Origin of the sequence: Iodidimonas gelatinilytica (assembly GCF_008579125.1) — a bacterium.
GTDB lineage: Bacteria > Pseudomonadota > Alphaproteobacteria > Sphingomonadales > Rhodothalassiaceae > Iodidimonas > Iodidimonas muriae.
Window position 1 is genome coordinate 259,917 of record NZ_BKCL01000004.1, and the last position, 23,879, is coordinate 283,795.

Annotated in this window: 20 protein-coding genes and 4 pseudogenes; 8 read left to right on the forward strand and 16 right to left on the reverse strand. The window is 56.3% G+C overall.

The window, feature by feature from the left end; translation table 11 throughout:
* Window positions 1-23 precede the first annotated feature (23 nt).
* On the forward strand, window positions 24-1,301 hold the full coding sequence (locus tag JCM17844_RS07710) for a kynureninase (protein WP_210431602.1): 1,278 nt from the start codon (window positions 24-26) through the stop codon (window positions 1,299-1,301).
* Here JCM17844_RS07710 and JCM17844_RS07715 read toward each other — a convergent pair.
* From JCM17844_RS07715 to JCM17844_RS07770, 12 genes and pseudogenes are all read right to left on the reverse strand, one after another.
* Window positions 1,298-2,734 (reverse strand): phospholipase D-like domain-containing protein, encoded by a 1,437-nt coding sequence (locus JCM17844_RS07715; protein ID WP_150000409.1) that lies wholly within the window; start codon window positions 2,732-2,734, stop codon window positions 1,298-1,300. The two genes, JCM17844_RS07710 and JCM17844_RS07715, sit on opposite strands and share 4 nt — an antisense overlap.
* 68 nt (window positions 2,735-2,802) lie before the next feature.
* Window positions 2,803-3,255: a protein tyrosine phosphatase family protein gene (locus JCM17844_RS07720; RefSeq protein WP_150000410.1), complete on the reverse strand. Its 453-nt coding sequence runs from the start codon at window positions 3,253-3,255 to the stop codon at window positions 2,803-2,805.
* Between the two features lie 15 nt (window positions 3,256-3,270).
* On the reverse strand, window positions 3,271-3,768 hold the full coding sequence (locus tag JCM17844_RS07725) for an NUDIX domain-containing protein (protein ID WP_210431603.1): 498 nt from the start codon (window positions 3,766-3,768) through the stop codon (window positions 3,271-3,273).
* 32 nt (window positions 3,769-3,800) lie between these two features.
* Entirely contained in the window at window positions 3,801-5,096 is a 1,296-nt protein-coding gene (locus JCM17844_RS07730) for a class I SAM-dependent RNA methyltransferase (protein ID WP_150000412.1), read from the reverse strand.
* The gene (locus tag JCM17844_RS07735; RefSeq protein ID WP_150000413.1) at window positions 5,074-5,793 is read right to left on the reverse strand and encodes a TlyA family RNA methyltransferase; all 720 of its coding nucleotides are present in this window, start codon (window positions 5,791-5,793) and stop codon (window positions 5,074-5,076) included. The genes JCM17844_RS07730 and JCM17844_RS07735 overlap by 23 nt, the downstream gene beginning before the upstream one ends.
* Window positions 5,794-5,831: 38 nt before the next feature.
* Window positions 5,832-7,758, reverse strand: a pseudogene (dxs, locus tag JCM17844_RS07740) (1-deoxy-D-xylulose-5-phosphate synthase).
* Between the two features lie 123 nt (window positions 7,759-7,881).
* Window positions 7,882-8,788, reverse strand: a pseudogene (locus JCM17844_RS17235) (polyprenyl synthetase family protein).
* Window positions 8,788-9,045 (reverse strand): exodeoxyribonuclease VII small subunit, encoded by a 258-nt coding sequence (locus tag JCM17844_RS07750; RefSeq protein ID WP_150000414.1) that lies wholly within the window; start codon window positions 9,043-9,045, stop codon window positions 8,788-8,790. The pseudogene JCM17844_RS17235 and the gene JCM17844_RS07750 overlap by 1 nt, the downstream one beginning before the upstream one ends.
* A 42-nt stretch (window positions 9,046-9,087) precedes the next feature.
* A complete protein-coding gene (locus JCM17844_RS07755) occupies window positions 9,088-10,767 on the reverse strand; it encodes a long-chain-fatty-acid--CoA ligase (RefSeq protein ID WP_210431607.1) in 1,680 nt (559 codons plus the stop codon).
* Between the two features lie 109 nt (window positions 10,768-10,876).
* Window positions 10,877-11,697 (reverse strand): annotated as a pseudogene (locus JCM17844_RS07760) (SDR family oxidoreductase).
* Window positions 11,685-12,887, reverse strand: coding sequence for an MBL fold metallo-hydrolase (locus tag JCM17844_RS07765; protein WP_150000415.1), 1,203 nt, complete (start codon window positions 12,885-12,887; stop codon window positions 11,685-11,687). The pseudogene JCM17844_RS07760 and the gene JCM17844_RS07765 overlap by 13 nt, the downstream one beginning before the upstream one ends.
* Before the next feature lie 124 nt (window positions 12,888-13,011).
* A pseudogene (locus JCM17844_RS07770) lies at window positions 13,012-14,810 on the reverse strand (acyl-CoA dehydrogenase).
* A gap of 165 nt (window positions 14,811-14,975) precedes the next feature.
* Here JCM17844_RS07770 and JCM17844_RS07775 point away from each other — a divergent pair.
* Genes JCM17844_RS07775 through JCM17844_RS07780 form a run of 3 tightly spaced genes read left to right on the forward strand, consistent with a single transcriptional unit; the run spans window position 14,976 to window position 17,352 of the window.
* Entirely contained in the window at window positions 14,976-15,956 is a 981-nt protein-coding gene (locus JCM17844_RS07775) for an L-threonylcarbamoyladenylate synthase (RefSeq protein WP_210431610.1), read from the forward strand.
* Entirely contained in the window at window positions 15,953-16,594 is a 642-nt protein-coding gene (locus JCM17844_RS14825) for a hypothetical protein (protein WP_210431611.1), read from the forward strand. The genes JCM17844_RS07775 and JCM17844_RS14825 overlap by 4 nt, the downstream gene beginning before the upstream one ends.
* An 8-nt stretch (window positions 16,595-16,602) precedes the next feature.
* The gene (locus tag JCM17844_RS07780) at window positions 16,603-17,352 is read left to right on the forward strand and encodes a 2OG-Fe(II) oxygenase (RefSeq protein ID WP_210431612.1); all 750 of its coding nucleotides are present in this window, start codon (window positions 16,603-16,605) and stop codon (window positions 17,350-17,352) included.
* Between the two features lie 15 nt (window positions 17,353-17,367).
* On the opposite strand, the gene JCM17844_RS07785 is transcribed toward JCM17844_RS07780, so the two are convergent.
* The 4 genes from JCM17844_RS07785 to JCM17844_RS16570 form a co-directional block, all read right to left on the reverse strand.
* The gene (locus JCM17844_RS07785; RefSeq protein ID WP_150000418.1) at window positions 17,368-18,822 is read right to left on the reverse strand and encodes a TrkH family potassium uptake protein; all 1,455 of its coding nucleotides are present in this window, start codon (window positions 18,820-18,822) and stop codon (window positions 17,368-17,370) included.
* Between the two features lie 2 nt (window positions 18,823-18,824).
* Window positions 18,825-19,463, reverse strand: a complete 639-nt coding sequence (locus JCM17844_RS07790) for an HAD family hydrolase (RefSeq protein WP_150000419.1) — start codon at window positions 19,461-19,463, stop codon at window positions 18,825-18,827.
* A gap of 164 nt (window positions 19,464-19,627) precedes the next feature.
* Window positions 19,628-19,753: a type B 50S ribosomal protein L36 gene (gene ykgO / locus JCM17844_RS07795; protein ID WP_150000420.1), complete on the reverse strand. Its 126-nt coding sequence runs from the start codon at window positions 19,751-19,753 to the stop codon at window positions 19,628-19,630.
* A complete protein-coding gene (locus JCM17844_RS16570) occupies window positions 19,707-19,835 on the reverse strand; it encodes a hypothetical protein (protein ID WP_268885098.1) in 129 nt (42 codons plus the stop codon). The genes ykgO and JCM17844_RS16570 overlap by 47 nt, the downstream gene beginning before the upstream one ends.
* A 385-nt stretch (window positions 19,836-20,220) precedes the next feature.
* Between JCM17844_RS16570 and JCM17844_RS07800 the strand changes: the two genes are divergently transcribed.
* The 4 genes from JCM17844_RS07800 to JCM17844_RS07815 all read left to right on the forward strand — a co-directional run bounded on the left by JCM17844_RS07800 (window position 20,221) and on the right by JCM17844_RS07815 (window position 23,833).
* Entirely contained in the window at window positions 20,221-20,805 is a 585-nt protein-coding gene (locus JCM17844_RS07800) for a DUF4136 domain-containing protein (RefSeq protein ID WP_210431613.1), read from the forward strand.
* A 51-nt stretch (window positions 20,806-20,856) separates the two neighbouring features.
* Window positions 20,857-22,002 carry a M14 family metallopeptidase gene (locus tag JCM17844_RS07805; RefSeq protein WP_210431614.1) on the forward strand — a complete coding sequence of 382 codons (1,146 nt, stop codon included), beginning with the start codon at window positions 20,857-20,859 and terminating at the stop codon, window positions 22,000-22,002.
* Between the two features lie 170 nt (window positions 22,003-22,172).
* A complete protein-coding gene (locus tag JCM17844_RS07810) occupies window positions 22,173-22,709 on the forward strand; it encodes a DedA family protein (protein WP_210431615.1) in 537 nt (178 codons plus the stop codon).
* Complete coding sequence (locus JCM17844_RS07815) at window positions 22,706-23,833, forward strand: D-alanine--D-alanine ligase (RefSeq protein ID WP_150000423.1); 1,128 nt, start codon at window positions 22,706-22,708, stop codon at window positions 23,831-23,833. The genes JCM17844_RS07810 and JCM17844_RS07815 overlap by 4 nt, the downstream gene beginning before the upstream one ends.
* Window positions 23,834-23,879: the final 46 nt, after the last annotated feature.

The following is a 23,879-nucleotide window of genomic DNA, read 5'->3' on the forward strand; positions in this document are numbered from 1 at the left end:
AAATAAAGGGAGCGAGGCAGGCCGTGACCGAGACGATAACGGGCGAGCCCGCGAACAGCCCCCACCCCCTGTCACGCGCCCGTGCTGAACAGCATGACCGCGACGACCCCTTGGCACTGATGCGGCGTCGCTTCGACCTGCCGGGCGGGCTGATCTATCTGGACGGCAATTCACTGGGCGCTTTGCCGCGCGGCGTCGCGGCGCGGCTGGGGGAAGTCACCCGCCATGAATGGGGCGACAAGCTGATCGCTGGCTGGTGGCAAGGATGGATGGACTTGCCACGCCAAACCGGGGCGCGCATTGCCCCCTTGATCGGTGCGGACCCCGATCATGTGGTCGCCTGCGACAGTACCTCTCTTAATCTTTATAAACTGGCGGCGGCGGCCTTGCTGGCCCGTCCCGACCGTTCTGTAATCCTGAGCGACGCGGACAATTTTCCCACCGATCTTTATATGTTTGAAGGCCTGAGTACCCTGATGGGCAAAGCGGTGGAATTACGCACCGTTCCCCGTGCGGCCATCATGGATCACCTGACAACAGACGTGGCGCTTTTAAGCCTGTCCCATGTAGATTACCGCACCGCCGAACAATGGGATATGGCCGCGCTCACGCACGCCGCCCACAAGGTGGGTGCGCTCAGCCTGTGGGATTTATCCCATTCGGCAGGGGCCGTGGCGGTGGATCTGGCCGGGGCGCAAGCCGATATGGCCGTGGGGTGCGGCTATAAATTTCTCAATGGCGGCCCCGGCGCCCCCGCTTATCTTTATGTTGCGCCCGATCTTTGCAACACACTCGTCAATCCCTTATCGGGCTGGATGGGCCATCAAGCGCCGTTCGATTTTGCCCCCCGCTATCAGCCCGCCGAGGGCATTGACCGCTTTGCCTGTGGCACCCCGCCTGTTTTGGGCCTTGCCGCGCTTGATCGGGCGCTTGAGGTGTTTGCGGATGTGGATCTTCCCGCCCTTTATGCAAAGGGGCAGGCTTTGTGCGCCCTGTTTCTGGCGCTCACCAAAGACCTGCCCGGCATCTGCGCCCTTTCCCCCACCAAAGATATCCCACGCGGTTGCCATGTGGCCCTGTCACACCGCCAAGCGAAAACCATCATGGCACAGTTGGCAAGCCGCGGCGTGGTGGGGGATTTTCGCCCGCCCGATGTGATGCGCTTTGGTTTTTCGGCGCTTTATTGCCGTTATGTGGATGTATGGGATGCGGCCCATGCTTTGGCTCTGGAAATTGGAAAAAGCGAAGATGGCTTAAGCGATAATCAAGCCCATCCATCCCCTCCGCATCCGGCTCCTTAAAGATAGGGGCTCATCAGCCATGCGGCCCGATTGCGCAGATGGATGGGCAATGGCCGTTTACGCACTTCGGACCATGTGATTGTGCGGGTTTTTTTCTGACGCTCTTCCAGAAATCCATCCAAACTGCGGGCCGTGGCGGCGTCGAAAATCTCCAGATTCAACTCAAAATTCAGGCGAAAACTGCGCGCGTCCCAATTTGTAGAGCCGATCATCGCCCAATAATCATCCACCACCATCATTTTCATATGGTCCAGCGGCGGCGGCGTCAGATGCAGCCGAACCCCGCGCTTCAACAAGCCTTCAAACAACGCCTCGGACGCCCATCCCATCACCCGGTAATTATTGCGTTCCGGCACCAGAATATCCACCTCCACCCCGCGAAGAGCCGCTTGCGACAAGGCGCTTAGAAGATGGATATCCGGCAGAAAATAAGGGGTGCTGATCCGCACCCTGCGCCGGGCGATGGACAAGGCGCTCTCGATGATCCATCCGGCATTGGAAAATTCCTCCTCCGGGCCATCGGGAACCGCGCGGGTCACTGCTGGTCCAACCGGATTATCTTCATCAGGATGCTTCAAAACCTGCCATGAAGGGCCGTGAAGCGCCTCGCCCCCGGCGAACCGCCAATCTTCGTCAAACACCGTAAAAAGCTGGCTCAAAACCGGGCCTTTTACCCGAAACATCACATCTTGCGACTGTAAGCCCCGTTCACCAAAAGCCCGATGAATATCGCGGATATTCATGCCGCCGGTGAAGCCTGTGCGTCCATCCACAAGCAATAATTTCCGGTGCGTCCGCAGATTGAGAAATGTCAGATGCGAAAGGCTGGGGCGGTTGAAGGCCCGTGCATCGATCCCCATTTTCCGCAAGCGGCCTGCAATCAGCGGGCTGCCCATAGCATCCACCAACACACAAACCTTGACGCCGCGACCCACAGCGGCTTTCAGGGCCCGTGCAAACTCCTGCCCCACACTGTCCCAATCATAGATATAGGTGCAAAAGGCCACCGACCGTTGGGCCGTATTGATGGCCTCCAGCATGGCGGGATAAGCCTCATCGCCATTGATCAGCATCTTTAAATGATTGCCGCCGCATAAGGGCAATCCCGTAAGGCCATGGCCCAGCCGGGAATGGGCCAGAAAGCGCGGGGCGGCTGTGGGATCAAGGGTCAGCAGACCATGATGTTCCGGCTGGCCTTTGGCATGTCTCAACGCCCCCAGCTTTTCCCGTAATTGCCGTTCGGCCCGACGCTGTACCCGATTCACCCCCAGAACCAGATACCCCATCGCACCGGCACCGGGCAGCAGCCAGATGATCGCCACCCATCCAATAGCAGCACGCACATCACGCTTTGTCAGCAAGATATGCATGCTTGCCAGCATCGAAGCCGCAAACAACGCCAAACCGAGCAAAAACGAACTGATGGGTTCCATGAAAGAACACTGCCCACAAGCTGGCTTAGGGGCAACTGTCAAATGACATGCCCATAAATCTCACAGCACTAGGACGGCCTTTGCGCTTCCAGCATGTGCAACATCGGCGCAAGGGGCGTCAGATCATAGCCCGCCATCTGCGCCGCCGACACGACATCCGCCACGCCCTGACGCTTTGACGCCACCATGGCCGCCGCCCATAAAGCCGTAGAGCGCATCCCCGACAAGCAATAGGCCAATACCCGTCCGTTGTCGCGCCAGCCCTCCTCCAAAGCCCGTTCCATTCGTGCAATGGCATCGGGGGTAATCTGACCGCCCGCGACCGGAATATGCGCAAAAGAAAGGCCATGCTCTTTCGCCAAATGGGCCATCTGCTGGGCCGTGGGCTGGCCGGGGCTTTCCCCGTCGGGCCGGTTGCAGATCACCATATGCACACCCTTTTCCACGGCCACGGAGAAATTTTCCGGCGCGATTTGTCCGGCCACATAAAGGCGATCGGAAACGGGTTTTAGCGGTGTCATATGCTTGCCGTCCTTTTAAGGGGTCATATCCTGGGGAAGAAGCGTTGCCGAGCGTTTTTCCAGAACGTTTCCTGCCATGCGCATGGCCACCATATAATCATCGAAAATCGGAGCCGGAGGCAGCGCATCACAGGCCACAAAACAGGCATCGACATGCTCTGAAGACAAGGTCACATGCTCCATTTCGGGCGGACAATCGGCATAAGACAGAAAAATCAGCACAAAGCGGCGGGTGCCATCCGCCTTGAGCCGTTCCCAATAGTGCAAAAATCCCGCCACACGGCTTTCCAGCCCGGTTTCTTCCCATATTTCACGGGTCAGGCAATCAAGCGGCGGCTCTCCCGGGTCCAGCCGCCCACCGGGCAATTCCCAAATGCCATTGGGCTGGCGCAAGACCAGCGCTTTTTCACCACATAACAGCACCGCCTTCACGGAAACCGGCAAGCCTTGCGCCTGTTCCAACAAGCCGTTTATCCGCGCCTCGGACAGATCGTCGAACGGTGCCTGTGTCATGTACGTTTTCTCCATTCCCACGCCGCCCTACGCTAGGCCGTTTTCAAAAAGCGGGCCACCAATTCCACATGAGGCGACCAAAGGAATTGATCAACAGGGCGAACGCAAACAAGATCATAACCGCCATCCACCAAAAGCCGGGCATCGCGGGCAAAGGTGTTGGGATTGCACGAGACCGCAATCACAGCTGGCACCGCACTGCGCGCCAGTTCTGTCATCTGCGCGGCGGCACCGGCACGTGGTGGATCAATAATAACGGAACCGAAACGATTAAGCTCATGCGCGGCCAGTGGCCTGCGAAACAGATCACGGTGATCCAGTGTTACCTGTTTCAAGCTCTGCGTGCCATGAACCGCCTTGCGCAGGGCCTCCACCGCCGAACGCGCTCCTTCCACCGCATGGACGGTGCTGTGTCGGGCCAAGGGAAGACTGAAGGTTCCGATGCCCGCAAACAGGTCGGCACAGTGCGTCACACCCGCCGTCCATTCCAAAATCGCTTCAAGCAAGGCCATCTCGCCTTCTTTGGTGGCCTGAACAAAACCGCCGGGCGGCAAAGGCGCCTCCACCTCGCCAAAGCGCATTTTGGGGGCGCGACGCACCGAAACAGGGTCGAGAAACCCATCGTCCAACACATGCACGCTGGCCAGATCATGGGATTCGGCGAATGTCGCCAACGCCTCGCGCCTTGCCAAATCCAATGACACGCGCCCGGAGATCAGCAAATCAATGCCGCTGTCACTGTCCGTAAGCGTTATGTCCAGCCCCGCACGTAACGTCAAAAGATCGCCAAGCACAGCCCGCAAGGGCTTCAGCAAAGCCACCAGTGCCGGACGGGCAATGGGACATTCTTTCACATCCACCAAATGATGGGATTGGCGTTGGTTGAAGCCCAACAGCACCCCCCGGCTGGTGCGCAGGGCCTTCAAAGCCAAACGCCGTCTGCTGCCGGGCGGGCTGATATGCGGGGCCTCGATAGGCACATCCCCCAAACCGTGCTGTGACAATGCCGTTTTCACGCGGTCCCGCACAAAACCGGCATAAGCGTCCGCCGTCAGATGTTGCAAACTACACCCGCCGCACGAGCCAAAATGACGGCATGACGGCTCCGCCCGATCTGCACCGGGGGCGACAATGGCTTCCAGACTGGCCCGCATGGTTCCCCGCAGCCCCGGTTCCAGCCACACATCCACCACATCGCCCGCTGCGGTGAAGGGCACATAGATATCCCCATCCGCCCCGTGCGATATTCCATCGCCCTGGGCGCCGATGCGGCTAATCTCAAGGCGCTTTGGCGCACCTTTTTTCTTAGGCGTGGTACTGCGCGGCAATCAAAAATTCCTTATTTCCTTCGGGGCCGGTGATCGGACTTTCGCTGATCCCCAAAACCTGCCAACCGGCACATTGGGAGAGCCACGCTTCAATGCGTTCGCAAACCTCGGTATGCAGGGCCGGATCACGCACCACACCCTTTGCACCTACGCGGCCTTTTCCCACCTCGAATTGCGGTTTGATCAAGGCCACCAGCCATGCACCGGGCCGCACCAGCGCAAGACTGGCCGGTAAAACGGTTTCAAGGCCGATAAAGCTGGCATCGCACACCACCATATCCACCGGTTCGGGGATATGCTCGGCACTGAGATGGCGGGCATTGGTGCGCTCCAGCACACGCACACGGGAATCATTGCGCAGTTTCCACGCCAATTGGCCATGGCCCACATCCACCGCATAGACATGTGCGGCCCCTTTTTGCAGCAACACATCCGTGAAGCCGCCGGTGGACGCCCCCACATCGATGGCGGTTTTGCCCGTCACATCGATATCGAACCGCTCAATGGCGTGGGCCAGTTTTTGCCCCCCGCGCGACACCCAGGGATGATCCTGGCCCCGCACCTCCAAAGGTTGGTCCGCCTTGATGGGCTGACCAGCCTTGTTGATGCGGGTTTCGCCAGAAAATACCTTTCCTGCCAAAAGCAGCGCCTGCGCCTTGGCACGGCTTTCCACCAAACCACGTTCCACAAGGGCCAGATCAGCGCGTAGCGCTTTGGCTTCATAGATGCTCTCCGTCAGGCAAGAGCGCCGCGGCTGGCTTCAAAATCATTATGGCCAAGGGCACGCAAAGCCGTCTCAACGATATAAGGGGCCGTTAGATGCGCTTGTTCATATTGTTTTTCAGGAGAATCCTGATCCTGGAAAATATCCGGTAATTTCATGGTGCGCAGCTTGAAGCTGGCACTGTCCAAAAGCCCTTCGCCGGACATGAATTCCAGAACATGCGACCCAAAGCCGCCAATGGCGCCTTCTTCGATGGTGATCACCACTTCATGGTTGGCAGCCAGATCGCGGATCATTGCCTGATCCAGCGGTTTGGCAAAACGCGCATCGGCCACAGTGGTGGAAAGACCACGGCTATCCAGAATATCGGCAGCCTTCAACGCTTCACCAAGCGACCACCCAAGGACAGGATCGCCACTTTCGAGCCTTCACGCACAATACGACCCCGGCCAATTTCCAAAGGCGAGCCAAGGGCGGGCAGTTCCACGCCCAAGCCTTCACCGCGCGGATAGCGGAAGGCCGTGGGGCGATCATCCACAGCCACCGCGGTGGCCACCATATGCTTCAATTCCGCTTCATCGCCCGCGGCCATCACGATCATATTGGGCAAGCTGGCCAAATAGGTAATGTCGAACGAGCCGGCATGGGTTTGCCCATCGGCGCCAACAAGTCCGGCACGATCGATGGCAAAGCGCACAGGCAATTTCTGGATGGCCACATCATGCACCACCTGATCATAGGCGCGTTGCAAGAATGTGGAATAAATGGCCGCAAATGGCTTCATGCCCTGCGTGGCCATGCCAGCGGCAAAGGTCACCCCATGCTGTTCGGCAATGCCCACATCAAAGGTGCGATCAGGAAAGCGCTTGCCGAAAACATCCAGCCCGGTGCCTGATGGCATGGCCGCGGAAATGGCAACGATCTTGTCGTCTTTTTCCGCTTCCTGAACCAAGGAATTGGCGAATACTTTCGTATATTGCGGGGCTTTGGGCGTGGACTTTTTCAATTCGCCCGTCACCACATCAAATTTCGGCACCGCATGGTATTTATCGGCTGCCGCCTTGCCAAAGGGATGGCCGCGGCCTTTTTCCGTTACCACATGCACAAGGATCGGGCCTTCTTTTGCATCGCGCACATTTTCCAGAACCGGCAAAAGATGGTCGAAATTATGCCCGTCGATGGGGCCCACATAATAAAAGCCCAATTCTTCAAACAGCGTCCCGCCGGTGGCCAGACCGCGGGCATATTCTTCGGCCCGACGGGCGGTGGTCACAAGCTGCTTGGGCAGGCGCTTCATAAGAGAGCGGCCGATATCGCGAATCGACAAATATTCCCGCGATGACAGAACACGGCTGAGATAGGCGCTCATGGCGCCCACCGGCGGGGCGATGGACATATCATTGTCGTTCAAGATCACCACAAGCTGATTGCCCGCCTGTACCGCATTGTTCATGCTTCATAGGCCATGCCTGCGCTCATGGCGCCATCGCCGATCACGGCAATGGCTTTATCGGGCTTGCCGGCGAATTTATTGGCCATCGCCATGCCAATGGCTGCCGAAATAGAGGTGGAACTATGGGCCGCGCCGAAGGGATCATATTCACTTTCCGTGCGCTTGGTGAAGCCTGAAAGCCCGCCACCCTGCCGCAAGGTACGGATGCGATCGCGCCGACCGGTCAGAATTTTATGAGGATAGCACTGATGCCCCACATCCCAGATCAGCTTGTCATCGGGCGTGTTGAACACATAATGGATGGCCACGGTCAATTCTACCACGCCCAATCCAGAACCAAAATGGCCACCCGTTGACGACACGGCAGAAATCATTTCGGCGCGCAATTCATCCGCCAATTGTTTCAATTGTGTCGGCTTCATATCCCGCATATCTGCAGGAAAGGTGACCTGATCGAGCAGCGGCGTTTCGGGCTTTTTGGACACTTCACTTCACCTGTTAGCTTATTCGGCGCGATCATGGCGCCCCATTGTTCAGGCATAGTCCTGAAACAAGAAAATGTTAAAGCGATGGCATATCGCAGATTTTACAAAGAGAGACTAAAGAACTTACCGCCGACGATGAATAGCAAACTGCGCCACATCACGCAAAAGTTCCGCTTTATCCCCAAATTCTTCCAGATAGCCAAGCGCCTGTTCCGTGAGAATCCGGGCCTGTTCACGGGCACGGTCTTCCCCCCAAAGGGACAACAGCGTTTCTTTGCCCGCATCGGCATCCTTGCCAGTAGCTTTGCCCATTTCGGCTTCCGAGGCCGTATGATCCAGAAGATCATCGGCGATTTGAAAGGCCAGTCCCACAGCGCGGGCATAGGCCACCAAGCATGTCGCGCATGGGGAGAGGCTTTTCCAAGAACCGCACCGGCTTCCACCGAAGACACGATCAAAGCCCCGGTTTTCATCTGCTGAAGACGGATGATTTCTTGCTCGCCAAGGGTTTTGTCTTCCGCATCCAGATCCAGCATCTGCCCACCGACCATGCATGATGGCCGGAGGCCCGCGCGATCAGTGACACCAGCGCCGCACGCACGCGCGGATCTGCATGGGTGCTTTCATCTGCCAGAATTTCAAAGGCAAAGGTCAAAAGAGCGTCGCCAGCCAGAATGGCTGTGGCCTCATCAAAGGCTTTATGCACCGTGGGCTTGCCGCGCCGCAGATCGTCATCATCCATGGCAGGCAGGTCATCATGCACCAAAGAATAGGTGTGGATACATTCCAAGGCCGCCCCGGCCCGCAAACTGGAAGTGCGGCTGACCCCGAACAGATCTGCCGTGGCCCGCACAAGAAAAGGCCGCAAGCGCTTGCCACCTGCGAACAGGGCATAGCGCATGGCCTCCACCACCTTGGCGTCGCCACCATCGGGCACCGGCAACAAGGCATCGAAAGTTTCTTCCAACTCACCGGAAATATCGGTCAGCGCTGTTTCCAGCGCCGAGAAATCATATACTTTTTTCAGCATCATTTTACGTCGAAAGCCTCCAGCCCAGCATCGCCGGACACATCTAACGTTATTTTTTCAATCCGCGCTTCCGCACGCTTCAATTTCGCTTCGCAATGCCGCTTCAGCCAGGTTCCACGGGTATAAATATTGATGGAGTCTTCAAGACTGACCGCGCCTGATTCCAGTTGGCCGACAATGTCTTCTAACGCCTTCAAAGCATCTTCAAAGGTCAAAGCCTTGATATCATCAGGAATTTGATCGTTATTTTCCGCCATTATCCACTGCCCGGGTCATCGAATTGAAATCAAGCACCAGTCTTATTCGCCAGCGCGCATTTCAGCCTCGTACTTTGCCCGCTCTTCGGCGACAAGCTCTTTCTTGGACAATTTCCCCACCATCGTTTTGGGCAATGCATCCCGAAACTCGATTTCGCGGGGCAATTCATGCTTCCCCAAATGCTCACGCAAGAAGGTTTTCAGTTTTTCCGCGGAAAGCTCATGATCCTTTTTCAGAACGACAAAAGCCTTGGGCGCTTCCCCGCGATAGGCATCGGGCACACCGATCACAGTGGTTTCCGCCACGGAAGGGTGCTTGTAGATGGCTTCTTCCACATTGCGGGGGAAAACATTAAAGCCCCCCACCAAAATCAGATCCTTTGAGCGATCGATGATGAAGGTATAGCCTTCTTCATCCATATAGCCAATATCACCGGTGCGGAGCAAATCGCCCTGCATCACCTCCGCCGTGGCTTCGGGCTTGTTCCAATAGCCTTTCATCACCTGTGGGCCGCGCACGCAAATCTCGCCCACGTCACCAAGGCCCAGCACTTTTTCAGGATCATCCCGATCAAGGATAACGATCTCGGTGCCCGGAACAGGCAAACCGATGGAGCCTGCTTTTTGTTTCCCTATGATCGGATTGGCGCTCACCGTGGGGGAGCTTTCCGTCAGCCCATAGCCTTCATTGACAACCACACCAGGAATGGCGGCCTCGAACCGTTTTTTCACTTCGGCAGGCAAAGGCGCCCCGCCGGAAAAACAGCTCCGAAGCGCCGAAAGGTCGTATTTCGCCAGATCGTCATGATTGAGAATGGCGGTGAACATGGTGGGCACGCCGGGCATCATGGTGACTTTATGCTCCGCCGCCAGGCGCAAGGCATCTTCCAGCTCGAACTTCGGCATCAAAACGATTTTTGCCCCGTTCAAGGTGGATGCGTTCATCACCAATGTCATGGCAAAGACGTGGAACAAGGGCAAAGCCCCAAGCATCACACCTTCGCCCTGATTCAAAGAAGGGTCCCAATAAAGTGTTTGCGCGCAATTTATGGACAGATTGGCATGGGTCAGCATCGCGCCTTTCGGCACGCCGGTGGTCCCGCCGGTATATTGCAAAACCGCCACATCATTATAAGGATCAATCTCTACCGGCGCGGGATCGCTGCCCTGTCCCACCAACCATTCAAACGAAACATGATCGCCATCCTTGGGGATATCGGCGCGCAAATCTTTCTTCAAAAGCTTGAAGGCCAGCCCTTTCCAGAAAGGCAACATGTCGCCAAATCCGGCCACCACCAGCTTTTTCAGACGGCTTTGGGTGAAGACTTCGGAAATCTGGGGGTAAAGCGCCGCCAGATCCAGCGTCACCATGATATCGGTTTCACTATCTTCCACCTGCGCCAAAAGCTCTGGCACGGAATAAAGCGGCGAAAAATTCACCACCGTCCCGCCAGCACGCAAAATGCCGTAATAGGCGATGATGAATTGCGGGCAATTGGGCAAGAACAGCCCCACGCGCACGCCTTTCTTCACGCCCAGCGCCTGAAACCCTTTGGCGGCGCGGCGCACCAGATCGGCACTTTCCCGATAGCAGATCTCGCGCCCCATAAAGGCCATATGGGAATTATCCGGCCAGCGTTTTGCCGAATCCTCCAGCAATTCAAACAGCGGGCGTGCCTTGAATTCACGCGCCCAATCGAGCTGCTGCGGATAGTTTTTCAACCAAGCTTGTCCGCCATCACTTACTCCGAAAAATCTGGCTCCGAAAAATCTAAGCACGTCCTGACCGGAAACCAAGCAAACAAAGGTCTCCACGAAAGCCGGATCACAGTCAAATAAAGAAATCGGGCACCAGTTTCTGTGTGGGGTCTACGGCATAATGATCAAGATCCGTTATACCCATCTTGGCCAGAACCTCATCATCAATGAAGAAATTGCCCGTCACTTCCCGCGCGGGCTGTGTCAGCACCCAATGGGCGGCATCGGCCATGATTTCGGGCTTGCGAGAAGCCTGCACCATTTTATCGCCCCCAAGCAGATTGGCCACCGCAGCGTGGCAATGGCGGTGCGCGGCCACAAGGCATTGAACGCCACACCCTTGGAGCGGAATTCGCCCGCCATCCCCAGAACACACATGCTCATGCCGAATTTTGCCATGGTATAGGCCACATGCGGCGCAAACCAACGCTCTTCCATATTAAGCGGCGGCGAGAGATTCAGCACATGGGGATTGTCCGCTTTCAACAGATGCGGCAAGCACAATTTCGAACATAAAAACGTGCCGCGCGTATTGACCTGATGCATCAGATCATAGCGCTTCATATCGGTTTGCAAGGTGGGCGTCAGCTGAATGGCGCTGGCATTGTTCACCAAAATATCGATCCCGCCAAAGCGCTCCACTGCGGTGTCCACGGCTGCGGCAATGGCTTCTTCGTCGCGCACATCCACAACCACCGGCAAGGCCTGCCCGCCTGCGGCTTCGATTTCTGCGGCGGCTGTGAAAATGGTTCCTTCAAGTTTGGGATGCGGTTCTTTGGATTTTGCCGCAATCACCACATTGGCCCCATCTTTTGCGGCGCGTTTGGCTATGGCAAGCCCGATGCCGCGACTGGCGCCCGTAATAAACAGAGTTTTTCCTTTCAGGCTTTCCATGGTGCCCGCTCCCTTTCTTCTTCGGTTATTGCTGCAAGCCGTGCGCGCAGCCCGGCTTCATCATAATCAGCGATTCTCTCAAAACGTGTAACGCCATCGCGCTCCCGACGTGCAACCACGCCCAGCGCTTCAAGGAAATGCAAATGGGCAATGGCTTCGCCGGTGGCCATGGCAAATTCCATCCCGCGCACCCGCCGCCGGAACAAGGCCGGGAACACCTCCACCGCCGAACGGGGCGTGGCGCATAAATCCACAACGCCATTAAGCCGCGACACATGCTTGCCAATCAAGGCATCAAGCCGCGCCACCAGCCCGTAAAACGGTTCATTATGCGAAGGCAGCACCAATATGTCCTTCGGCAAGGCCCGCAAACGCGCCAATCCCACCAGCCATTCCTCCAAAGGATTGCCATAAGGTTCGGTAGGATAAACCGACACATTGGAACTGATACGCGGCAAAACCTGATCGCCGGACAGCAAAATGCCCCGTTCTGGTGAATAGAGACAGGCATGGCCCGGCGCATGGCCCGCCGTTTCAATGATGTGCCAATCGGTGTCGCCAAGCCGGATCACATCGCCACCCGCCATGCTGCGATAGCCAACCGGCAATGGCCACACGATACGCGAAAAATTGCCCCAACCACCGACACGCACTTTTTCCACCATCTCGGGCGTAAAACCCGCTCGGCGTGAAAAGTCCAATGCTTCTTGAGGGGCTTCTTCACGCACATCGAGCAAAAGGCTGCGTGCCAGAAAATAAGCGCTGCGGGTGGCATGGATGGGCGCAGAAAATTCGTCGGCAATCCATCCGGCCAGCCCCAGATGGTCAGGATGATGGTGGGTCACGATCATATGGCTGATGGGGCGCCCCCCAAGACGTTCAGTAAAAATCGTGCGCCAGTGATCCATCGCTTCATCGGAGCGCACGCCACTGTCCACCAGCGCCCAGCCCCCTTGATCCGCTACGCCATCATCGATCAGATAAAGATTGATATGATCCAATGACCAAGGCAACGGCATACGCACCCAATAAAGGCCGTCCGCCACTTCCAGCATGGTGCCGGGCTCCGGCACCGCCTCCATGGGATAACGCAATCCGTCTCCGTCATCGGGAACGCCAAGCCGGTGATCGGGATCAGGCGGCCGTTCTGAAGCCGTGTCATTCTCTGTCAAAATTTCAGGATCACTCATGGCTGGAGACGCTACGTGTTGCACAACAACATGGCAAGAGGGGCGCACTCACATATCCGGCAGGATCATAAGGCATGAGCGCCAGAAAAATGTCAGGCGCCAAGAGGCGTTGTTGGCGTCTGTGTCACGCAGAGAAATCCTCTTCATCCAGCGCATATAGCATCTCAGACCCGCGGGTGATGGGACCAAGAAGTGCCGTTGCAGGCGGCAAAATCTGTTCCGCAAAGAACCGTGCCGTTTTGATTTTCGCAGTCAAAAAGGCTGCATCTTCTGCGTCGTCCTCTAGCCGTTTGCTGGCCGCCACCGCTTCCACAGCCAACAGCCACGCCCCTGTCACAGCACCGAACATACGCAGGAACGGAGCCGCCCCACCGGCGGTATCGCGCGCTTCGGATGCATCATTGCCCGAAAGCCACACAGCGGCATTTTGCAAGGCTTCAATGCCATCTTCCAGATAAGGTGCGATCGCCCCCAAATCGCCCGAACCGGGCAAATCGGCAACAAAATCACGGATATTCTGGAACAAATTGCGCCAATGGGCACCACCGGCCATAGACAGCTTGCGGCCCACCAGATCCATCGCCTGAATACCGTTGGTGCCTTCATAAATGGGAGCGATGCGGGCATCGCGCGGAAATGCTGGGCAACGCCGGTTTCTTCGATATATCCCATGCCGCCATGGACCTGAATGGCCAAAGACGTCACCTCTACCCCCAGATCGGTGGCATAGGCTTTGGTGACGGGGGTAAGCAAATCGGCCAAGCCCTGCGCGGCGGCCCGGTCTTCATCGCTTTCACAGCCATGGGCGCGATCCACCGCCGCCGCATTATAATAGGCAAGAGCGCGTACCGCTTCGGTGGAGGCTTTCATGGTCATCAACATGCGCCGTACATCCGCATGGCGAATGATCGGAACACCGCCCTTATTAGGCTGCATCAGATCCGCCGATTGCACCCGTTCGCGAGCATAAGAAAGCGCCTGTTGATAGGCTCTCTCGGCAATAGCCACCCCTTGCAAGCCCACATTGACGCGGGCGTGATTCATCATGGTGAACATATTGCGCATGCCGCGATTTTCATCGCCCACCATCCAGCCAATGGCCCCGCCTTCATCGCCAAATTGCAACACACAGGTGGGGCTGGCATGAATACCCAGTTTATGTTCAAGGCTGACGCATTTCACATCATTGCGTTTCCCCAAACTACCATCTTCATTGACCAGAAATTTCGGCACCACGAACATGGAAATGCCTTTCGAGCCAGATGGGGCGCCGGGAGTACGGGCCAGAACCAGATGCACGATATTCTCGGTCATTTCGTGATCGCCCCAGGTGATGAAAATCTTCTGCCCGGAAATTTTCCAGCTTCCATCCCCATTGGGTTCGGCGCGGGTCTTGAGCGCCCCCACATCAGAGCCCGCCTGCGGCTCGGTCAGGTTCATGGTGCCGGTCCATTCGCCGCTCACCAGTTTTTCCAGATAGATCGCCTTCAGATCGTCGGAGCCATGATGGTCCAGCGCCTCGATGGCACCTTGCGTAAGCATCGGGCACAGGGAAAAGGCCATATTGGCCGCTGTCCATGTTTCCTGAACCGCCAAAGCCAAGGAAAAGGGCAAGCCCTGCCCGCCCCATTCGGGATTGAACGACAAGCCGTTCCAGCCGCCATCCACATATTGGCGATAGGCTTCCTTGAAACCGGCAGGGGTTTTCACCGTGCCGTCCACCAGTTTCGAGCCTTCCAGATCACCGATACGATTAAGGGGCGCGATCACATTGGCCGACAATTTTGCCGCTTCTTCGATCACCGCCGTCATCAGATCGTGGGTTGCTTCTTCAAAGGCGGGCAACGCATTGATCGAGGACCAATCGCACACGGTTTCCAAGGTGAACTGAATGTCTTTTGCCGGTGCGGTATAGCTGGTCATCGAAAACTCCATGAAATAGACAGCCCACGGCGTTTGGATTAAGACACGGGAACAGGAACGGGCTGCCTGTCTGTTAAATCGGCGACAGCATAAGCAAGTCCGACTGTGAAGAGCAAGCCAACATCTGGCCAAATGACTGGCCTTGAAACAATAAGGCATCCTTTTGTGATCGCATCCGCCCCCAATCCTCAAAAAGCGCACCCGGACGCCATTGAAAAGGCGGCCCGCATCCTCAAACAAGGCCGCCTTGTGGTGATGCCCACGGAAACCGTTTATGGCCTCGCCGCCGATGCGGGCAATGCCCAAGCGGTGGCCCGCATTTTCAAAGTGAAGGGGCGGCCCTCTTTCAATCCGCTGATCTGCCATGTGGCAAGCCCGAAAGACGCCGAGGCACTGGTGAATGTCACGCCCCTTGCCCAAAAGCTTATGGCAGCCTTCTGGCCCGGTCCTTTGACATTGGTTTTGGAAAAGCGGCCTGATGCGCCGGTGTGCGATCTGGTGAGCGCCGGCTTGCCCAGCCTTGCCATTCGCATGCCCTCCCATGATCTGGCCCGCGCCTTATTGAAAGCCGTGGGCTGCCCCCTTGCGGCCCCCAGCGCCAACAGATCCGGCCGCATCAGCCCCACCGAGGCCAGCCATGTGGCGCAAGATCTGGCCGATGAACTGGGGAAGGATGTGGGACTGATTTTAGATGGCGGGCCGTGCAATGTGGGCCTTGAAAGCACCATTGTCGCCGTAAAAGGGGAGGCGCTTGTGCTGTTGCGCCCCGGGGCCATCACGGCCGATCAAATCACCGATGCGTGCGGCGTACGCCCCGTGGGCGACCAAAGCGGAACGATCACGGCGCCGGGACAAATGCTCAGCCATTATGCCCCCGATGCCGCTGTGCGCCTAGAGGCCAAAACAGCCAAGCATGATGAAGTGCTGATCGGCTTTGGCCCCATCAAGGGGGATCTGAGCTTGAGCGAAGACGGTGACCTGATCGAGGCGGCCGCCCGGCTGTTTTCCTGCCTGCGGTCTGCCGATACCATGGGGAAAAAGAAGATTGCCGTTGCCCCTGTTCCTCCACATGGTTTGGGACTGGCCATCAATGACCGCCTTCGTCGCGCCGCCGCACCAAAAAACAATATGGAAACCAGCACATGATCCGCCCTTATAAACTGGTTGGCTTTGGCCTTCTTGGCCTTCTTTTGGGAAGTACCGTCGCCGCTGGCCTGCAAATCGGCTTTAACAGCCTGCGATATCTGGTCCAGCCCCAATGGCTGGTTGGCACCAATGCCTGGCTGCTGCTTCTCTTTGTGGGCGTGGGCGGCGCGCTGGCCATTGGCGGCGGTGTTGGATGCCTTTTACGCCTTGCCGACAAAAACAGGATACACCCCCTTGCCATCATATTCGGGCTGGCGCTGGGCTATGGGCTTGACCCTTATTATCTGGCGGAACTGGGATGGCGCGACCCGGCCATGATGCAAGGCAGCATGCGCGCCTTGTCTGTGCTGATCCCGGCATTCGGCTTTGCCCTTGGCCTTCGCTTGAAAGGGTCAATGCTGATGGTCTTTACGGGATTTGTCAGCCTTGCGGCGCTTTTACACGCGCTGATGCCGCGCTTTGCCGGCATTCCCATTTTGGGCGGCGATCTGGATTTGGCGATATTGTCCCCTATCCATATCTTTGTATTTTTGCGCGGCATGTTTTTCTTCCTGCTGGCCATTGCCATGCAGTATTTGTCGCATCGTCTTTGGACGGTTTTTATGAAAACATCGCCTCAACGCCGCGAAGAAGGATAATCCCGCCTATGCCAGAAACCCGTCCGGATGATGCCCGCACGCCCCCTTCAATCGCTCTTAATCCGGCGCTTGACCGGACCGCCATCGCAGCTCGACTGGCTGAACGGGGCCGCGTGCAAATCCACAATATTCTGGCTCCAAAAAGCGCCGAACGACTGGCCCATTGTTTGGAACAGGAAACGCCGTGGTCTTTCACCTATTTTGACGGCGAGGCGGCCTGTATTGTGGATCATCAGGATCTGGCCACTATATCGCGCGAGCGCTGGACCGCCCTGCAGCGCAAGCTGTTTGCCGATGCGCGCACCGGCTTCAGCTATGCCTATGGCTTTTATCCGGTGCAGGAATCGGTCCGGCTACACCGCGACAAAGGCTTGTTCCTCCTTGATTTCTTCGCATTTCTGAATGGCCCGGAAATGCTGGGCCTGATCCGTGATATTCTAAACGATCCGCACGTGGCCGAAGCCGATGCCCAAGCCACCCGTTTTGGCCCATCGCAATTTCTTACCTATCACAATGATCATGTGCCCGGCAGCAATCGCCGCTGTGCCTATGTGTTCAATTATACCCGCCAATGGCTTCCCGATTGGGGCGGTTATCTACAGTTTTTCGACGATAACAAAAATGGAACCGAAGCCTTTGCTCCGGATTTCAACACGCTTAATCTGTTCACCGTGCCACAAGCCCATGCGGTAAGCTTCGTCACCCCCTTTGCAGGGGCCTATCGCTATGCCATATCGGGCTGGTATCGAGGCCAATAAATTGTCCCGAAAGCCTTAGCCGCGCCAATAATCGGGGTCGAGCAGCACCAAAACGGTGAACAATTCCAGCCGTCCCAAAAGCATAGCGCCGGACAGCACCCATTTCGCTTCATCCACCAAAGGCCCGAAATTTCCCGATGGGCCGATGATGTCACCAATGCCGGGGCCAACATTGGAAAAGGCTGTGGCTGATGCCGATATGGCTGTCACCAGATCCAGCCCCATCGCCGCCAACAACACGGCTGTCACCGAAAAAGCGCCAACAAACACCGCCAGAAAAGCCAGAACCGAGGCCTGAACCTCGCGGGTCACATGCAGGTCGCCATAGCTCAGCACATCCACCCGGTGCGGACTGGTCAATTGCCGCACATAGGAACGTACCGCCGTCCACAAAATCTGATGGCGATAGATTTTGATACCGCCCGATGTGGAACCGGTACAGCCGCCCACAAACAACAGAGCAAAGAATAGTCCGGCAGAGGTGGTCCCCCACATGGAATAATCCGATGTGGCAAAGCCCGTGGTGGTGACGATCGACACCACATTGAACGCGGCCATGCGCAGCCCTTCCTCGATGGAATTGGCGTGCATGGTGGTAGACAACCAAAGCCCCAGCAAAATCGAGACAACGGCCAAAAAGATCAGAAAGGCGCGAATCTGCACATCGCCAAACAGCGCATCGCCGCGGCCGCGCACAAAGCGGATATAAGCAACAAAGGGGATCCCCCCCGCTACCATGAAAAATGTCCCGGCCCACTGCAAAGGGGCGCTTTCAAAATAACCGAAAGACGCATCATGGGTGGAAAAGCCGCCGGTGGCGATGGTGGACATGGCATGGCACAAAGCATCAAAAGCCCCCATGCCCAACACCATATAAACAGCCATGCACACAATGGTCAGGGCCGAATAAATAGCACTGATATAAACCACGAACTGCCGGGCGCGCGGAACAATCCGGCCCGATCGCTCGGAATTTTCTGTTTCAAAAAGCTGCATCCCCCCCACGCCAAGGAAGGGCAGCATGATGATGGCCATCAAGATAACGCCCACCCCGCCGATCCATTGCAGCACATGCCGCCATAGCAAAATCCCCGGTGGTTGCGCTTCCAGCCCGGAAATCACTGTGGCCCCGGTTGTGGTGATACCCGACACCGATTCAAAGATCGCATCGGCCCAGGACATAGAGCCGCCATAGAACACGAAGGGCAATGCCCCCACAAAAGACACCGAAACCCAAGCGCCGGTGGTGAGCGCAAAAGCCTGACGGCGGGACAATTCGGTGGGTTTATCGGTACGCGTCGCCAGATAGAGCGCCCCGCCGATAAAGGCCGTAAGCGCCGCCGTGGTGATGAACACATTGAAATCGGGATTGTCGCTCGCAATATCGGCCAGCGCCGGAAAGATCATCGCCACAGCCATGATCACCATAAGCAAGCCGCAGATATTCAGGATGGGGCGAAAATCAATCATGATCAAACGCGCAACTGCGAATCCTGAAGGGCAAGCGGCAAACCAAGGCTGCGCAAGTCCTGTGCAAGTTTGACGGGGTTTTCAAACAAAATCCCATGCAATCCCCGGTCGATCGCGGCCTCAACATTGTCCTGCCTGTCATCGATAAATGCCGTTTGTTCGGGCACAATGCCAAATCGGTCGATTGCCAGATCGTATATGCGGGGATCGGGCTTGACCATCTTTTCCGCACCAGACACCACCACATTGCGGAAGCGTTTGGAAAAGGAAAAGCGTTTTTGAAAGGCGGGAAAGGTTTCCTGAGAATAATTGGTCAGGGCAAAAACCGGCACGCCTGCATCATCCAACGCTTCTAGAATGGCCACCGATCCGGCAATCGGCGGGCCGATGGTATCTTCCCAGCGGAGAAAGAATTGTGCGATCAGATCCGCATATTTGGGAAAGGCGCGCTGGCGTTTGGCAATGCTTTCGGCAAAGGGACGCCCGCGATCATGCTCTGTGTGCCACGATAAAGGCACAACCGTGTCCAAAAACCAGTCCAGTTCCTCGGGATCGGCAATCAGTTCCTGATATAAAGTGCGCGGGTCCCAGCGCACCAGCACATTTCCGATATCGAAAATAACCGCAGAAATGCCAGACATCGACTCACGCCTTTCCATGACAGGAAACCGTCTTCATGGATGCCCCTCATCGGTCCAGCCTTTTCAGGCCAGAGTCGTTCCCATCAGCGTTTTCCATGAAAGAAACCGCGCCGGGCAAAGCCCGGCACGGCATCTATTGGTACATTTTAAAGCTCGGTCGAGCGTCAGCCCTGACGTGCCTTAAAACGACGGTTCGTTTTATTGATTACATAGGTGCGGCCTTTACGGCGAATCACCCGGCAATCACGATGCCGCGTTTTCAAGGACTTGAGCGAATTTCTGACTTTCATAACGTTTATCCGTCACCGCCACAGGGACAAGCATGATCGTGCCGCCGCCTGATTGAAAAATCTGTTTCGAGCGCGCGACCATATGGGGGAGGCTTTGTGCTGTCAAGTGGGCTGTGGGCTCTATGGCCCAAACACCGGAAGGTAAAAAAGAAGCCACAAACAGAGAAGGCGGCCTTGGCTTGGATTTTTGGCCAAACCGGGTCGCCTTCCCTTTCCCGCGCTTTGTAAAGTGCGGTGATAATCTGGCAATTCAAACTGACCGGTTCAGCCTGTATTGCCAGCAACCCTATTCTACACCAAAACACTGCGAGATGCACGGTGCATTTCAAGAAACAGTCTGTTGGAAAGCCAGACGCATCCCATGATAGGATAAAACAGCAGGCAAATGGATGGCCGCCCAACCGGCATGCTTGCAATCGAAAACAATTCCCTATTAATTTGTAGGCATGGTCATGAATACACGTAAAATGAGAATGTTTCCTCTACTCTTTCTTGTCGCGCTGACAACAGCCTGCGCGTCACGCGGCTTTGAAGCGGATGTTACCCGCTTTCATGACAATGCCTTTGACGGCCAATCGGGACAAAGCGTCACCATTCGCCCGGCGCGAGAAGCCCTTGATGGGTTGGAATTTGCGCAATATGCCGCTCTTGTGGGGGAAAAGCTGGGAGCTGTCGGCTTCACGGCAGCCGGAGAGGCGACACCGGATTTGATCGCCCAGCTGGACTATCTGATCACCCCCATTGCCAGCGCCGAAAAGGAAAGCGGGCGCCTGAGCATTGGCGGTGGCAGCTTTGGACGGCATGGGGGCATTAGCAGCGGCGTCAGCTTCCCCGTGGGGGAGACATCGCGCGACACGGTTTTCCGCCGCCGCATCGACCTTGTTTTAATCAACGCTGAAACCGGAAAGCATTTATGGGAAGGCCGCGCTATTTCCACCGGAAAAGTGGGAGATCCGGCCATCATCCTGCCCCTTCTTGCCGAAGCGCTTTTGCAAGACTTCCCCGGCGTTTCCGGCCGCACGATCGAGGTGACACTCTCCCCCGATCAATAACCCTTTTTCTTTCCCTTCGCCTTTTTCCAGACAATACGAAAGACGACCCTTATGGATATCACCAGCAGCTTTGACGGCGGCAATATCGAAGTTCTGGGCCCTGCTGGCCCCCACACGGTGCGGCTTGCCATCCGCAAAGACAATAACTCCGATTTTTTCCAGTGGTTCTATTTCCGCGCCACGGGCGGACAAAATGTCAATTGTCGCATCATCATAGAAAATGCATCGGAAAGCGCCTATCCGGAAGGCTGGCATAATTATTCCGTTGTCGCCTCTTATGATCGTCAAAACTGGTTCCGCATTCCCACAGACTATGATGGCAAAAAACTGACCATCAATCATCGGCCGGAAACCGATGTGGTTTGGTATGCTTATTTCGCGCCCTATTCCATGGAGCGCCACGGAGATCTGATCGCCACGGCAGCCACCAATCCGCTGGTCCGCCTTCGGTCTTTGGGCCAAACCATTGACGGTCAGGATATCGACATGATCGAACTGGGCAGCGGTGGTGGCCCCAACGGCAAGAAAATCTGGTTTATTGGCCGTCAGCATCCCGGCGAAACCATGGCCGAATGGTGGATGGAAGGCCTTTTGGACAGATTGCTGGATTTCGACGATCCCGTGGCCCGCAAGCTGCTGGCCAAAGCCCGGTTCTATATCATTCCCAATATGAACCCCGATGGATCGCGGCGCGGGCATTTGCGCACCAATGCAGCGGGTGTCAATCTCAACCGCGTGTGGGATAATCCCAGCGAAGAAACCAGCCCCGAAGTCTATTGGGCGCGCCGCAATATGGAACGGCTGGGCGTGGATTTTCACATGGATGTGCATGGCGATGAAGCCCTGCCCTATAATTTCGTCGCGGGCTTTGAAGGCATCCCCTCCATCAACGAAAAGCAAACACAGCTTTTCAAGCGGTTCAAAATCACATTGGCTGCCTTAAGTCCCGATTTCCAGACCGAACATGGTTATCCCAAGGATGCACCGGGCACCGCCGATTTGAAAAAATGTACGGATTGGGTGGCCGAACGCTTTGGATGCCCGGCACTGACCCTTGAAATGCCGTTCAAAGACAATGCCAATGCACCGGAGCCAACCTTTGGCTGGTCGCCCGACCGCTGCAAACATCTGGCCCGCCATTGCTTGATGCCTTGTCAGCAATTATCGACGACCTGTAAGAAGGCCTGTCTGCTATAAAAGTCTGGGCCGCGTTCGCCGCTCTCAAAGCATGGCATCCCATGCAGCAAGAGATGACGCGGCCTTTGCCAATGATCGAAAGTTTGCGAAAAAATGGACGTAACATGGGTTCTTGAAACCCTGCAAATGCTGCGTCTCAGCCTCTCTTTTTGATTGGTGCGGCCATTGTTTTGAGCTTTCTTTCCGAAGATGCCGTAACGGTGGGCTCTGCACTGCTGGTTTCCCAGAATTTGCTTGGCCTGCCCTTGGCATTCCTTGCCGTGAATATCGCCATTATCGTGGGGGATGGCGCACTTTATGGGGCCGGCGCATTGGCCGCGCGGAACCGCAAATTGCGGCGCATGGTGGCCACCCGACGGGTGTATCAAGCCAAAAGATGGGTGGAACAGCGCTTAGGGCCGATTCTTCTCGCCACCCGCTTCATGCCCGGCACCCGTCTGCCCACGTATCTTGCCAGCGGATTTTTCGGTTTTCCCTTCTCATTCTTTCTGATGGTCCTCACCCTTGGTTCCCTTCTTTGGACCGGATTGGTGTTTTCGGTGATTTTGATCGCCGGAAAACCCTTTCTCGATGCATTGGGGCCGTGGAAATGGCTGGGGGCGGTGATCATATTATTGTGTGGTCTGCTTGTTCCTCACTTTATCGGCCCTATAGTAGCCCGGCTGATAGGGGTTGGGCCGATGCTTGAGGACGATAAAAACACATGATCGTGTCCTATAAGATTGTGAGCAAAGTGGCCCATGCCAACATGCCCGCATTGGACGAAGATGCGCAAAAACTTTCGCATTTTGAATTTTGGCCACAATGGCTGTTTTACGCCCCTGTCATCCTGTGGTGGCTCTGGCTCAGCCTACGCTATGGCGGCCTTATGAGACCAATGGCCGCCAATCCCGGCTTCCCCAATGGCGGCTTCGCGGGCGAAAGCAAAACGCTGGTCCTGAAACGATTCGGCCCCCGTGCACGGGCAAGCCTTGCGCCTTTTGTCCGCTATGGCACCAAGGCACGGCTTGAAAGCCAAGCAGACCAAGCCCAAACCGCTATCGAGCAGGCCCGTGCGGCAAATCTGGATTATCCGTTGGTGGCAAAGCCCGATATCGGCTGCCGGGGCGCCGGCGTAAAAGTTGTCCGCACCGATGCGGATCTGGAACGCTATATCGCCTCTTTCCCTCAGGAAGCCGATGTGATCTTGCAACAACTGGCCGATGCACCGGGCGAGGTTGGCGTATTTTATGTGCGCCATCCGCAAGAGGATATGGGGCGCTTGTTTTCCATGACCTTGAAATATTTTCCCCATGTAATCGGCAATGGGCGGGATACTTTGCGCCAACTGATCCTTGCGGATCCGCGCGCCTCTCAACTGCCGCATCTCTATATGGATCGAAACAAGGCTCGCCTTGACCAGGTTATCCCCGCTGGCGAAGAGGTGCGCATTGCCTTTGCCGGCAGCCATTCCAAAGGAGCGATTTTCCGCGACGGACGCCCCTATATCACCGATGAATTGACCCGCGCCATCGACCGGATTGCCCGCGATATCGATGGCTTTTATATTGGCCGCTTCGATATTCGCTTTGCCGATTTTGAAGCCCTGCGGCAAGGCCGCGACTTTACCATCATCGAAGTGAATGGCGCCGGCGGAGAGGCGACCCATATTTGGGATTCGCGCATGACTTTACGCGAAGCCTATCATGATCTGTATGAGCAATTCCGGATGCTTTTCGAGATCGGGCAGGAAAATCGCCGTCGGGGTGCTCCAGCAACATCACTGTTGGAATTTTATCGGGCATGGCGGCATGAACAAAAGCTTGTGCGCGGCTATCCGGAAACAGATTGAATTTCAGCCGGTTTCAACCGGCTAAATAGCCACCATCAAACCATCT

What these genes read in the sequence shown, in the direction of transcription:
- JCM17844_RS07715 (WP_150000409.1), bottom strand. Translation starts at nt 2,734, where the DNA reads ATGGAACCCATCAGTTCGTTTTTGCTCGGTTTGGCGTTGTTTGCGGCT.
- JCM17844_RS07720 (WP_150000410.1), bottom strand. Translation starts at nt 3,255, where the DNA reads ATGACACCGCTAAAACCCGTTTCCGATCGCCTTTATGTGGCCGGACAA.
- JCM17844_RS07725 (WP_210431603.1), bottom strand. Translation starts at nt 3,768, where the DNA reads ATGACACAGGCACCGTTCGACGATCTGTCCGAGGCGCGGATAAACGGC.
- JCM17844_RS07750 (WP_150000414.1), bottom strand. Translation starts at nt 9,045, where the DNA reads ATGGCGGAAAATAACGATCAAATTCCTGATGATATCAAGGCTTTGACC.
- JCM17844_RS07765 (WP_150000415.1), bottom strand. Translation starts at nt 12,887, where the DNA reads ATGAGTGATCCTGAAATTTTGACAGAGAATGACACGGCTTCAGAACGG.
- JCM17844_RS14825 (WP_210431611.1), top strand. Translation starts at nt 15,953, where the DNA reads ATGATCCGCCCTTATAAACTGGTTGGCTTTGGCCTTCTTGGCCTTCTT.
- JCM17844_RS07780 (WP_210431612.1), top strand. Translation starts at nt 16,603, where the DNA reads ATGCCAGAAACCCGTCCGGATGATGCCCGCACGCCCCCTTCAATCGCT.
- JCM17844_RS07785 (WP_150000418.1), bottom strand. Translation starts at nt 18,822, where the DNA reads ATGATTGATTTTCGCCCCATCCTGAATATCTGCGGCTTGCTTATGGTG.
- JCM17844_RS07790 (WP_150000419.1), bottom strand. Translation starts at nt 19,463, where the DNA reads ATGTCTGGCATTTCTGCGGTTATTTTCGATATCGGAAATGTGCTGGTG.
- ykgO (WP_150000420.1), bottom strand. Translation starts at nt 19,753, where the DNA reads ATGAAAGTCAGAAATTCGCTCAAGTCCTTGAAAACGCGGCATCGTGAT.
- JCM17844_RS16570 (WP_268885098.1), bottom strand. Translation starts at nt 19,835, where the DNA reads ATGGTCGCGCGCTCGAAACAGATTTTTCAATCAGGCGGCGGCACGATC.
- JCM17844_RS07800 (WP_210431613.1), top strand. Translation starts at nt 20,221, where the DNA reads ATGAGAATGTTTCCTCTACTCTTTCTTGTCGCGCTGACAACAGCCTGC.
- JCM17844_RS07805 (WP_210431614.1), top strand. Translation starts at nt 20,857, where the DNA reads ATGGATATCACCAGCAGCTTTGACGGCGGCAATATCGAAGTTCTGGGC.
- JCM17844_RS07815 (WP_150000423.1), top strand. Translation starts at nt 22,706, where the DNA reads ATGATCGTGTCCTATAAGATTGTGAGCAAAGTGGCCCATGCCAACATG.